This window comes from Ruminococcus sp., from assembly GCF_016287535.1.
Taxonomy (GTDB): domain Bacteria; phylum Bacillota; class Clostridia; order Oscillospirales; family Ruminococcaceae; genus Ruminococcus.
In genome coordinates this window covers 18,228-31,058 of the sequence record NZ_JAEFAJ010000038.1, presented here as the reverse complement: position 1 = coordinate 31,058, position 12,831 = coordinate 18,228, and the positions used below count along the sequence as shown (strand labels likewise).

General features: G+C 48.2%; 8 protein-coding genes. 4 read left to right on the top strand and 4 right to left on the bottom strand.

Annotated features, from left to right (window positions below; translation table 11 throughout):
• From QZZ36_RS12000 to QZZ36_RS11990, 3 genes are all read left to right on the top strand, one after another.
• The coding region (locus QZZ36_RS12000; protein ID WP_295073874.1) for an EF-Tu/IF-2/RF-3 family GTPase at positions 1 to 491 on the top strand (491 nt) is incomplete at its 5' end.
• 109 nt (positions 492 to 600) lie between these two features.
• Positions 601 to 1,512, top strand: a complete 912-nt coding sequence (locus QZZ36_RS11995; protein WP_295081811.1) for an ATP-binding cassette domain-containing protein — start codon at positions 601 to 603, stop codon at positions 1,510 to 1,512.
• On the top strand, positions 1,505 to 2,242 hold the full coding sequence (locus QZZ36_RS11990; RefSeq protein ID WP_295081809.1) for a hypothetical protein: 738 nt from the start codon (positions 1,505 to 1,507) through the stop codon (positions 2,240 to 2,242). Before QZZ36_RS11995 ends, QZZ36_RS11990 begins: the two co-directional genes overlap by 8 nt.
• A gap of 141 nt (positions 2,243 to 2,383) precedes the next feature.
• Here QZZ36_RS11990 and asnB read toward each other — a convergent pair whose 3' ends face one another.
• From asnB to QZZ36_RS11975, 3 genes are all read right to left on the bottom strand, one after another.
• A complete protein-coding gene (gene asnB, locus QZZ36_RS11985; protein ID WP_295081807.1) occupies positions 2,384 to 4,207 on the bottom strand; it encodes an asparagine synthase (glutamine-hydrolyzing) in 1,824 nt (607 codons plus the stop codon).
• A 279-nt stretch (positions 4,208 to 4,486) separates the two neighbouring features.
• Positions 4,487 to 5,230 (bottom strand): pyruvate formate-lyase-activating protein, encoded by a 744-nt coding sequence (gene pflA / locus QZZ36_RS11980; protein WP_295081805.1) that lies wholly within the window; start codon positions 5,228 to 5,230, stop codon positions 4,487 to 4,489.
• Positions 5,227 to 6,552, bottom strand: coding sequence for a CCA tRNA nucleotidyltransferase (locus tag QZZ36_RS11975; RefSeq protein ID WP_295081802.1), 1,326 nt, complete (start codon positions 6,550 to 6,552; stop codon positions 5,227 to 5,229). The genes pflA and QZZ36_RS11975 overlap by 4 nt, the downstream gene beginning before the upstream one ends.
• 758 nt (positions 6,553 to 7,310) lie before the next feature.
• Here QZZ36_RS11975 and QZZ36_RS11970 point away from each other — a divergent pair.
• Positions 7,311 to 10,592: a carbohydrate-binding domain-containing protein gene (locus tag QZZ36_RS11970; protein WP_295081799.1), complete on the top strand. Its 3,282-nt coding sequence runs from the start codon at positions 7,311 to 7,313 to the stop codon at positions 10,590 to 10,592.
• Between the two features lie 139 nt (positions 10,593 to 10,731).
• On the opposite strand, the gene QZZ36_RS11965 is transcribed toward QZZ36_RS11970, so the two are convergent.
• Positions 10,732 to 12,789 carry a PASTA domain-containing protein gene (locus tag QZZ36_RS11965; RefSeq protein WP_295081797.1) on the bottom strand — a complete coding sequence of 686 codons (2,058 nt, stop codon included), beginning with the start codon at positions 12,787 to 12,789 and terminating at the stop codon, positions 10,732 to 10,734.
• Positions 12,790 to 12,831 lie beyond the last annotated feature (42 nt).

Genomic DNA, 12,831 nt, shown 5'->3' with positions numbered 1-12,831 from the left:
AGCGTGGAAAGCTCAACGTAAACGAGCCTGTTGAGATCGTTGGTCTTTCTGACGAGAAGCTCAACACAGTTGTTACAGGTCTTGAAATGTTCAGAAAGACTCTTGACTTCTGTGAGGCTGGTGATAATGTTGGTGCTCTTCTCCGTGGTATCACAAGAGACCAGGTTGAGCGTGGACAGGTTCTTTGTAAGCCCGGCTCGATCCACCCCCATACAAAGTTCTCAGGTCAGGTTTACGTACTGAAGAAGGAAGAGGGCGGACGTCATACTCCTTTCTTCAACAACTACAGACCTCAGTTCTACTTCAGAACAACTGACGTTACAGGTGTTGTAACTCTTCCTGCTGACAAGGAAATGTGTATGCCCGGCGATAACGTAGCTATGGATGTTGAGCTCATCACTCCTATCGCTATCGAAGAGGGACTCCGTTTCGCTATCCGTGAGGGCGGCAGAACAGTTGGTTCAGGCGTTGTTACAAAGATCAACGAATAATTTCGTGTCTGATAAATAATAACGACTTCAGGCGGTCGTGCATCATGCATGACCGCCTTTTTGCATAAAGGCAGTTTGTTATAAAATAAACAAAATAGGCGGTGAAACTATGGATCACATTCTGCAGACGCAGCATCTCTGCAAGTCGTATGGTAAATTCAAGGCTCTTGACGACCTTACGATAAATGTTCCCAAGGGCTCAATATATGGAATGGTCGGCAGGAACGGCGCAGGAAAAACTACACTTATCCGTATAATAACAGGTCTCAATAATCCTACATCCGGCAGCTATTCCGTTATGGAAGCGGATTACAAAAGTCCGGAAATATACAAGGTACGCCGAAAAGTCGGCGCTGTCGTTGAAACGCCTTCTCTTCATCCTGATATGACAGCCAAGGATAATCTTATCCAGCAGACAAAGACTCTTGGTATCTCAAACGAAAAGCTCGACGACATACTCAAAATGGTAGGCCTTTCCAATACCGGCAAGAAAAAAGCCAAGAATTTCTCCCTCGGTATGAGACAGAGACTGGGTATTGCCTTTTCACTTGTCGGTGACCCTGATTTTCTTATCCTTGATGAGCCTATAAACGGCCTTGACCCTCAGGGTATCATGGAGGTCCGTGAAATGCTGATCGACCTTAACAAGAATAAGGGCATCACTATACTTATTTCGAGCCATATCCTCGACGAGCTCTCACGACTTGCCACTCACTACGGCTTTATCGAGAAAGGCAGGGTCATCAAGGAAATGAGCGCCGAGGAGCTTGAACAGGTTTCAAGAAAGGCAGTACACATTAATGTAAACGATACGAATATCCTCGCCGATGTGCTTCAGGGCATGGGCGCTGAATTCAGGATATATTCGCCTAATGAGGCTGATATCTTCACTCCTGTGCAGGTAACGCCCCTTGTTCTTGCGCTCAACGAGAAAAACTGCTTTGTAAATACCATGACAGAGCGCAGCGAAAGCCTCGAAAGCTATTTCATGGGACTTGTAGGAGGTGTTCGCAATGTCTGAGCTGCTTGCTGAAGGCTTCAGAAGACTTTTTAAAGAGAAGCGTTTTTATATCGTTCTTGCAGTTAACATTTTAATCCCTGCGTTTGTATCGGTATTTATAGGTATCGTAGAAGGAAAAGGCTCCATGATCGGTGACGTTATGATGTTTGTAATGACCGGTATTATCATAATGTTCATAAGTATCACGGCAGGTATGTTCATTGTAAGTGATTTTAAGAACAATACCATAAGGAATAAAATAATAGTCGGACATTCGAGAGCCAGGATATATTTGGCAAATCTTATAATCTCGCTGTTCGTGGCTGTTGTGTATCAGCTGGCATACTGGCTCACGCTTATCGGTCTGGGCTGGCCGCTTATGGGCTTTAAATTATTCCCCTGCAAGGAAATATTTATAAATATCGGCATTACTATGGTCATAATCGTTACGTTTACCTGCGCTATAGTATTTATATGCAATTCATTGAGAACTACAGGCGGAGTAGTGCTTTCGATCATGATGGATTCGATAATCCTGACGGTGGCGGAACTGATAGTGATGTTCTCAAAGAGCAAGACTGTTGAAAAGATCGCGGAGGTTGCAATACCCACTATACAGAGACAGGAATTCAAGTATGATCCTACCAGTGTTCCCGATAAAGTCGCACTGATTATAGTTATTGACATAGCAATATGTGTCGTTCTTACGATCGGCGGAATACTTATTTTCAAAAAGACAGATCTCAAATGATGTATCATAAGCTCCTTGTAAGTGTGATACTTTTATAGAAGTTTTTATGTGAGCTATTGAGGAAAACCCTTTTGAAAAAGGGTTCCCCCGATAATTCCATTTAAAGTTTCTATATAAGCACTGCACTTAAATGAGCTTATTTTATGCCCATTTCAAGCGTATGTCAAAGCGCTCAAGCCAGTAGCTGAGCTGTATGAAATAGGCTATGGTCTGCGGCAGGTTCATAAGCTGTCCGTACCATTGCACGTTTTCCTCATGGCGCAGAAGCTTTTCAAGCTCCTCACGCTTTACGAGCTGAGTGAGCCTCTCTCCGCCGTTATCCAGTATGCTCCTGAGCTTTTCCGTGACTCCTGCAAGAAATGCGGGATTGTGGGTCTTGGGATAGGGGCTCTTTTTCCGCCAAAGGACTTTTTCCGGCAGCCATTCCTTCATGGCTTCACGGAGAAGTCCTTTTTCTCTGCCCATGTAGTCCTTGTATTCCCACGGGACATTGTAGAGATATTCGGCTATACGGTAGTCGCAGAAGGGCACCCGGACTTCAAGACCGCTGTACATGGACATTCTGTCCTTGCGGTCGAGAAGTGTCTGCATGAACCAGTGAAAGTTGAGCTGAGTCATTTCGCGCATACGGTATTCAAGGGGACTGTCCGAAACGAGCTTTTCCGCGCAGCCGACAGTTCTACGGTAGGCGGAGCAGACATATTCGTCAGCGTTTATTCTTTTTGCATAGTCATCGCAGAGAAAGCGGCTGCGGTAGGCGGTGCTCTGAGCCCACGGGAAACCGTCTGTCATGCGGATATCTTTATCTCTGTACCACGGATAGCCGCCGAATATCTCATCGGCACATTCTCCCGAAAGAGCGACTGTGCCGTATTTCTTTATCTCACGGCAGAAGAGGAGAAGAGAAGCGTCAACGTCAGCCATTCCGGGAAGTCCGCGGGCTTCGGCTGCGTCTTCGAGGGCGTTTACCAGTTCAGGAGTATCGATCATCGTCCGGTGGTGGTCTGTGCCGAGGTATTCAGTCATGCATCTGATGTATTCAGGATCACTGTCAGGCTGAAAATGGCTGCTTTGGAAGTATTTATCGTTATCGGTGTAGTCAACGGAAAAGGTGCTTAGACGTCTGCCCTGTTTTTTCAGCTCAGAAGCGGCAACAGAGGATATCAGGCTCGAATCGAGACCGCCCGAAAGAAAGGTACAGACAGGCACGTCTGAGACCAGCTGACGCTTTATTGAGTCGAGGACGAGCTCCCGGACGTGTTCGGCGGTCTGCTCAAATGTCTCGTGAAGCTCATAAGCGCGGAGCCGCCAGTATTCGCGGATATCCAGACCGCCTGCGGAATAGTGACCGCACCAGCCGGGAGGGAGCTCCTTTACGCCCCGTATCACTCCGCAGCCCATAGTTCTGCCGGGAGCCATAAGAAGAAGCTCCGCCGCCCCCTGTTCGTCTATCTCATGCGGGATATCAGGGTGTTCAAGGAGTGCCGGGAGCTCTGAGGCGAAGATGAGCTTGGTTTCGGTCTGAAAGTAGAACAGGGGCTTTACGCCTATTCTGTCACGGGCAAGGAATACACGGTGTTTATCTTCGTCGTAGACCGCAAATGCGAATATACCGTTGAATCTGTCAACACAGGCGCTTCCCCATTTTATGTAGCCCTTGAGCACTACCTCTGTATCTGAAGCTGTTGTGAAGTCAAAATCCTCTGCAAGCTCGCTGCGGAGCTCCTCCGTATTGTACAGCTCACCATTATATATAATAGTATACTTCCCGAAGCTCATAGGCTGTCTGCCGCCGTTTATGTCGATGACCGCAAGACGGGTGTGTATGAGGGCGGCTTCTTTGGCAAGCAGCATACCGCGCTGGTCGGGACCCCGTCTCAGGAGGGCGCGCTGCATATTCTCATAGACCTTCATATCCTCGCGCATATCTTCAATGAAGCTGATAGCTCCTGCAATTCCGCACATAAGTATTTCTCCGCCGCTTTACGGCATACGGCACGCCGGGATAAATCAAAATTCAGCAAAGCTGAATTTTGATTTAGTTGAGAATTGAGAGTGGAGAGTTAAGAGTTAATGAGTTCGCTGCGCTCATATTATTTAAATTATATCGCCGCAGGCGATACACCATAACTGTCAACTCTCAATTCTCAACTCTAAACTAAATCATAATTTTGCTTCGCAAAATTATGATTTACAACAGTATATGAAAAAGACCTCCGTAATGTTACGAAGGTCCTGTTTTAATTATTTCTGCTTGTGAAGTCCTGACTTTATACCTGCGATGATAGTTTCACGGGCTTTTATCGCTTCCTCCCTCGACAAAGGGGGAGTATCGCCAAGGGGATAGTCAAGTCCCAGTTCTGCGTACTTTGTCTTTGCCATATCATGATAGGGGAGTACATCCAGCGCTTTAAGGTTGCTGAGTGTTGAGAGGTATTCTCCGAGTGAGAAAAGCTCCTCATATTTGTCGGTTATACCGGGAACTACCACGTGGCGTATCCATACCGGTATCCCAAGGTCGCGTATATGCTCCGCAAATGCGAGTATATTGCGGTTGCCGATACCTGTAAGCTCCTTGTGGAGCTCGTTGTCTATGTGCTTTATATCAAGCATAACGAGGTCTGTATATCTCAGCACATCGTCGATCTTTTCATGGTGTGCCGGATCGTAAACTCCTGCTGATGTGTCGAGGCAGGTGTGGACACTTTTGCTTTTTGCGAGAGAAAAGAGTTCCGCAAGAAACTCCGGCTGTGCAAGAGGTTCGCCGCCGGTTGCGGTGATACCGCCTGATTTAAGGAACTCCTTGTATGAATCGTACTCCTTCATAAGCTCCTCAGCGGTAGTTTCCCTGCCGCCGGAAAAGTCCCATGTGTCGGGGTTATGGCAATATCTGCACCTCAGGGGACAGCCCTGAAAGAATACCACGAAGCGTATTCCGGGACCGTCAACAGTACCGAAGCTTTCGGTAGAATGTATCCTGCCTTTCATTTTGTGTACTCCTGTTCCGCGTATTCAAGCAGCGCATTTTTTTCGTTCGGGAGAGCGTCCTCTATGACAAGTTCAAGGAGCTTATGCTGCATTTCGCCTATCTCAGCTCCTTTGAGCCCGATAGCGGAGAGCTCCGAGCCGTTTACCGCAAGCCCTCTCAGACTGCGGCATTCGTTTCCTGCTATTATCTCCCTGCCCGTTTCCGCAAGCCTGTCGAAGAAGATGTTCTCGTCAAGGACAAATTCATTTTTTGCGGAATTGTCGCATTTTTTCATTTCTATGAGAGCAAAGAACAGTTCCTCGCCGATACGGTACATCATTTTTTTAACATCGGCTCTGTTTCGGAGCTTTTTGCTGTGATTGGCTATCAGCGCAGTGGCGTAGGATATGGACTTTGTGTCGTAGCGAAGGCGTTTCATGACCTTTTCGGTGATCTCGGCTCCTACTCTGTCGTGCTGCTTGAAATGCCCTCTGCCTGTTTCGTCAAGCTTCATGCAGGCAGGCTTTCCGATATCGTGGAAAAGGAGAGTTCTTCTGAGTTTTACGTCGTTTTCGGGGGCGAAGCCGACAGCTCTGACAATGTGCTCCCAGACGGTGTACTTATGGTAGGGTGAGCGCTGGTCGAGCCCTATACTTGGCTTGAATTCGGGGATAACAGCAGTTATGACATCGCTGTATCCCATGAGTACATCAGCGCAGTTCTTACCGCAAACCAGCTTGTCCAGTTCGTCTCGGATACGCTCGTTTGATATATTCTGAAGCAGGTCCTTCATATCATGTACGGCTTTAGCGGTATCGTCATCTATAGCAAAACCAAGCTGTGAAGCGAAACGGACAGCTCTCATAATGCGGAGAGCGTCCTCGGAGAAGCGCTTCTCAGGATCGCCTACGCAGCGTATGATACCTGCTTTCATGTCCGAAATACCGTCGAAGGGGTCAACGAGACAGCCGTTTCTGTCCATAGCTACGGCGTTTATTGTAAAATCACGGCGTGCAAGGTCGGCGGTAATATCTGATGTGAACTCTACATTATCAGGCCGGCGGTGGTCGGTATATTTTCCGTCAATGCGGTAGGTGGTTATTTCAAAAGGGGTTCCGCCGCATAAAACCGTGACTGTGCCGTGTTTTATGCCTGTAGGGACTACCTTATAGCTGCTGAATACTTCGATTATCTGTTCGGGGAGAGCATTTGTTGTTATGTCGATGTCATTGTACTCTCTGCCCATAATACTGTCGCGGACGCAGCCGCCGACCATATAGGCTTCAAAGCCGTGGCTTTCCAGCTCTGACAGGATCTGTTCAGTATTTTTGTCTGTTTTCACGGCTGCATATCCTTTCATAAATCATAATTTATATTTGTAGGGAACGCCGCCTAACAGGCGCCGCACCCCTTTGTCGCGTTGCGACATCTCCCCACACTGTGGGGAGTCACCCTCGGCGTTCCGCAAAAAACAATGTAGGGGACGGCGTCCTCGACGTCCCGTTAAGGGACGCCCTCACTTGCAGGGCGTCCCTCTTCCGAAAACAATTCACAGGATTGTTTTCGGAATTCACCCTTGCGGAGCGCCTTCGTATTGTTTCGCTGTTCTCTGAAAGCTGTGAACAGCGACCAGAGGCGCTGCCTCTGGACTCCGCCAAAGGAACACAGTCCCTTTGGAATCCCGTTCATGATTATGGCATAATTATTGTGCTGTAAGCGATGTAAAATTAACAGCATAATTTAATGTGAGCGAGTTTACGAGCGCCAACGTGGCAAGCGCCGCCGCTCGCTCAGCGGCAAATTTTGATTTACTTTTATTATACATCAAATGAGAGCCTTTGGCAAGATATCCAAAACAAAAACCACTTTTTTGTATGTTATTATAAATTGCTTAAACACTTGAAAAAGAGTATAATTAAATTACAGACAAAATAGGGGGGACATAAAAAATCAAGCCCAATTGTATGATTTTATTGTAGCCTTAATGCTCTTTTAAGAATACTTTAAGATTATTTCAAGGTAAAGCCGATATAATGTAGACATAGTCAAACTCGGTTTGACCTTTGATTGGGCGATATTAAAAAAGGAGAATGATCAATTATGAAAAACAATGGCTTGAAAAAGCTCATTGCAGGTATTTCTGCTGTTTGTCTGGCAGCAGCGGCTATGCCTCTGATGAGTTATGCAGCGGAAACCAGTGCTTCAGCAATGGTTGGCGACGCCAATTCAGACGGACAGGTCGATCTTTCTGACGCTGTCATGATCATGCAGGCACTTGCCAATCCTAACAAGTACGGTGTAGGCGGTTCGGACGCCCGTGCTATTACTGCACAGGGTTGGATCAATGCCGACTGCAACGGCGCAAACGATGGTGTATCCACAAATGACGCGCTTGCTATCCAGATGTATCTTCTGGGCAAGGGCGAGCTCAGCAGCGGCAAGACAGATGTTGATCCTGTTGCTGAGGCAGTAAAGATCCACCTCAAGAACACTTCTATCGAGGTAGAAGGTGAAAATGCTGTAGTTGAGGGCACAAAGGTCACCATCACTCATTCCGGTGAGTATTATGTTGACGGTACTCTTGACGACGGTCAGATCAACGTAAATATCGCTGATACGACCGCGGACGCTGAGACTGTAAAGATATTCCTCAATAACGCGAATATCACAGGCAAGAGCGCTCCCGCTATCCTCATCACAAACGCTGAGAATACATCTATCAATATCGTTGACGGCACAGAGAATAATATCTCTGACGGAGATACTGCTTACGAGGGTGACTTCGCTAAGGCAGCCGTTATCGAAGCCAAGGACGATATGACTATCAAGGGCGGTGAAAAGGGCGACGGAGTCCTCAATATCACCGCAAATACACAGGACGCTGTGTCCTGCAACAACGACATCAAGATAAACGGCGGTAAGATCAATATCACTACAAGCAATTCCGAGACCAAGACTGACGGTATCAAGGCTAAGAAGTCAATTACGGTCAAGAAGGGCTATGTTACAATTGACGCTACAGGCGACGGTATCAAGTCCAGCAAGGACGCTGTTGTTTTCGAGGGCGGCTCAACTGTTATCAAGGCGGGCAATGACGCTGTACAGGCTGAGACCACTATTGACATCAGCGGCGGTTACGTTTCAGCAGGCGGCGACCGCGGACTTACAGCTGCAACAGGCGTGAATATCACAGGCGGTGACGTTATCGCTACTGCTACCGATAATCAGGTCGATGAGAAGCTCATAACAACAGGAGACCAGCCTGTACTCCTCTTCAATTGTATTGACGACTCAACAAACGAGAAGGACGGTACATGGAAGAAGGCTAATAACTTCCAGTGGACTGTAATGCGTGAAGATATGAATGTGGATAAGCATAACTCAGACTTCACCAAGAAGTATAAGTATGTTCTTATCAGCTTCGTAAGCCTGACTGAGGGTACAAACACCTTTGCAAACAAGAGCACAGGCAATACAATAACCTACGGCGATGATAACGCAGAAAAGTTCACCATAAAGAACGGCGTTAACATCTATAATAAGGTAAATCCAGCAGGAATTGCCAAGAGCGATGTAGTTCCCAACCCTGCACCCGGAGAGCTCACCATAACTCTTTCCGATGCAGGCATGACCACCAATGCTTCCTCAGAGGCTAAAGTGGAGAACAACATCTGCACAATATCTCAGCCCGGTGTTTTTACAGTAACCGGCGAGATGGTAGGCGGACAGATCGTTGTTGACGTCGACAAGACTGTCTATCCCGACGGCGTCGTTGAGCTCGTTCTCAGCGGCATGAGCCTTACAAATACCAAGAATTCTCCTATATATGTAGCATCTATCGCAGACGAGGTCATCATTACCGCTAAAAACGGCACTGAGAATACCATTTCTGACGGCGAGAGCTACACCAACGCAGACAACGCTGCGGGAGCGATCTACTCCAAGGACGATATAAAGTTCAAGGGCAAGGGCAAGCTTACCGTAAACGGAAACGCTGCGGAAGGTATCGTCGGCAAGGACGATATCAAGATATACAACAGCACACTGGTAGTTAATGCTGCCGATGACGGTATTCGCGGCAAGGACAGCGTGACTATCGGTAATACCTCATCAGACGGAACAGAGGTGGACTATTCAAACCTTTCCGTAACAGTAAAAACAAAAGCAGGCGACGGTATCAAGGCTACTTCCACTGAATCTTCATCAACAGCGAAGCAGCTGGGAATAGTTACTGTCAACGGCGGTACAATAAATATTGACTCCTACGCAGACGGTATCTCAGCCGAGCAGTTCTTTGTAATGAACGGCGGCGACCTGACTGTCAAGACCTTCCAGGGAAGCTCCTATACAGGCTCCGGCAATACTCAGGGCGGTCAGGGCGGCAGCAGACCCGGCGGCGGAGGAGGCGGCGGCTTCGGCATGGACGGAAACTCCAACAAGACCGATATTTCCGCAAAGGGCATAAAGGCTGTAGGTCTTTATGACGAGGCAGGCACCACATGGCAGAGCGAAGGCAACATTACTATCAACGGCGGCAGTATCAGTATTGATTCTTCCGACGATTGTATACACTGCGGCGGCGATATGCAGTTTATCGGCGGCGAGTTGAAGCTCGCTTCAGCTGATGACGGCGCTCACGCAGACCATAACCTCACTATCGGCACAAAGGACAGCGGAAAATACGATGATATCGTAATATACGTTGAAAAGTGCTATGAGGGTATCGAAGCACAGAAAATTTACCAGAACAGCGGTTCAGTGATCGTGAACTCAACTGACGACGGCTTCAATGCGGCAGGCGGCAGCGACGGTTCAGGCATGGGTAATACAGGTATGCCCTGGGGACAGGGCGGCGGAGGTTTCGGAGGAGGCGGCTTCGGCGGCGGAAACTCAGGAAACTACCTCATGCAGTTCAACGGCGGATTTGCAATAGTAAATGCGACCAACGGCGATCACGACGGCTATGATTCCAACGGAAATATCGAGATAAACGGCGGCTACATCATCTCAAACGGCAACGAGCCCTATGACTGCGGTGACGGCGGCAGCACTATCAAGGTAAACGGCGGAACATGGGTATCCAACTGTTCGTCAGGCGGCATGAGCATGGGCGGCAGCGAAATGACAGCTTCCGTAACTGCTTCGGCAAATTTAAGTGCAAATACAAGATTATCACTGGTGGGAAGCGACGGAAAGGTAATAGTATCCTTCATCGTTGACAAGTCTGTCAGCCAGCTCAAGGCAGGCGGCACAGGTACTTCGGGAGCTTCCTTCTATACAGGCGGAACCCTTAACGGTTCCACATACTTCCAGCAGCTCGATCAGACGCAGCTGGCAGCATACGGCGGAACTCTTTCCGGCGGAACAAAGACATCTTCATGATCATTCAGATCCTTTTCTCAAAACGCGCCACAGTATCCCCTACTGCGGCGCATTTCCCTGTCTGGAGGTATTTCAGATGAAAAAACGCCATAGCTTCTCCGGTATACCGGAAAACTATGGCGTTTGTTTTTATAGTTTATCAGCCCTGACCGCCGTCATCTATCGTAGTCGGTTCTACAGGGGGTGCGTCTGTGGGCGGTTCCGTGGGAGGATCCGTCGGAGGCTCTGTAGGCGGTTCAGTAGGCGGTGCAGTCGTAGGCGCCGGAGTTGTTACAGGTGCCTGCGTCGTGGTAGCCTGGACTGTAGTATTTGCCGCGTGAGTCGTTGTTGCGGCAGCTGTTGTAGTGGTTGCTGAAGCTGTTGTTGTGCTTTGTGCAGTAGCTTTTTCGGAAACATAATAAACAGCAAGCTTCTTGCCGGTAGAGCAGTCAAATACTGATCCGGGAGATACTATCTTTCCGTCTGAGCGGAGCTCAACGATAGTACCGGCTTTGCCGTATGCGGTATCCGATTCTATGAACTGATAGTTATGTTTGGATATTCCGGCAGTTTCAAGAGCGTTTTTGTACTCGTTCACGGTTTTGCCGCTGTAATCGGGGACAGTAGCCTTGCCCTTGCCCTTGCTGACCTTGATAACGATAGTATCGCCTTCGGCGATCATTTCGCCTTCGGCTACGCTCTGCTCGAAGATCATATCGCTTTCGTACTCGTCATTGTATGAATATACGGGTTCGAGCTTGAAATCAGTCCATTTATCCTTTTCAAACTCATAGAATTTGCCTACGAGCTTAGGAACAGTTATGTTCTTTTCGGCTGAGCCTGATGTTGTTGTGGTGGTGTCGTCCGCTGAATTATTGCTTACGATAGTGGAACGTCTGCTTCTTGTTGATGATTTGTTCGCATCTTCACCAGGTGAGAACAGATGCATGAGAAATACAAAGATTATAAGCAGTATCGAAAGGAAAAGGAGTCCTATTATAACGGGGACCTTTATACGGTCAACGGTATTGCCCTTTTCGTAGTCGTAGCTGTCATCGCGGAGCGGTCTGCTGTATGCGGGAGCGCTGTGCTGATGTATTACCTCGGCATCATCAGGCAGCGGAGCAGACGGCTGAACTGCATGATAAACAGGAGGTGCCGCAGGCTCTGGCTCAGAAACAGGAGGTACTGCGCCGGGACGGTCATTGAGGAAGAGAGTGCTGTCGAAATCCTCGTCGCTGTTTTCCTCCTCAGAAGGCTGCTCAAAGAGCTTTGTCACCAGTTCGGTGATAGTCTGGATACGGTCTCTGCCGTTGAGGTTCATACCTTCCATTATAACACGTGAAACGTGGCGCGGTATGCACGGATCGAGATTGCTCGGCTCGTGGAGATCGTCGTGGTTCTGACGGCTCACGGAGTCCACCGGCATACAGCCTGTAAGAGCTCTGTAAAGGAGTGCGCATACGCCGTAAACGTCGGTCCATGAACCCTGACGGCTGCTGCTGCTTGCCGAATACTGTTCGGGAGCCGCGTAGCCCTTGAAAAGCTCGTACTCAAGACCTGCATTTGCAGTTCTCACAGCTGATACGCAGAAGCCCCAGAGCTTCAGCTCGCCCTTGTCGGTGATATACACTGTATCGGGGCTTATAGCGCGGTGTATTATTCCCGCATTGTGGAGTATACCTATCGTTGTGAAAAGGGGAGGGAATATCTTTGATACCTCTTCCCAGCTGACCTCGCCTGCGTTTTCCTTCAGGTAGTCCAGCATCTTCACGCCTTCGATATACTCAAATATGGTATATGTAGTATTGTTCTCGGCAAACATATCGAGAACAGGAGGTATATTCGGGTTGTTGCGGAGTCTTGCAAGCGACTTGTTCAGCTCGGTGTATTCAGCCATAAACGCCTTGTACTTGGCAAGGTTATTATAGTTAACGCTGATAGTTGGCTTGTTCTTTACGCGGGAACACAGGTTTATAGGCATATATTCCCTGATAAACACCTTTTTGCCCGTTGATATATCACAACCGGCATATGTTGCGCCCTCGCCGTTGTATTCAAGAAGAATACCGCAGAGATACTTACCGTGGAGTATTGTACCCGGTGGAACGTACATAGGGTCATATTCAGCGCTTTCGGCATATCCGCATGACGGACATACATGAAGTGAACTGTCATATTGTTCCATACATCTGTTACAATATTTACTGTCTCCCAAAGCAGCTCCTCCTCCTAAAGATAGTATATGCACAAAATAGGC

Excerpts from the sequence above, each read along its gene's own strand:
- QZZ36_RS11995 (WP_295081811.1), top strand. The coding sequence starts at position 601 with ATGGATCACATTCTGCAGACGCAGCATCTCTGCAAGTCGTATGGTAAA.
- QZZ36_RS11970 (WP_295081799.1), top strand. The coding sequence starts at position 7,311 with ATGAAAAACAATGGCTTGAAAAAGCTCATTGCAGGTATTTCTGCTGTT.
- asnB (WP_295081807.1), bottom strand. The coding sequence starts at position 4,207 with ATGTGCGGAATTGCAGGAGCTATCAGCTTCATTGAAGATATGCGCGAG.
- QZZ36_RS11990 (WP_295081809.1), top strand. The coding sequence starts at position 1,505 with ATGTCTGAGCTGCTTGCTGAAGGCTTCAGAAGACTTTTTAAAGAGAAG.
- pflA (WP_295081805.1), bottom strand. The coding sequence starts at position 5,230 with ATGAAAGGCAGGATACATTCTACCGAAAGCTTCGGTACTGTTGACGGT.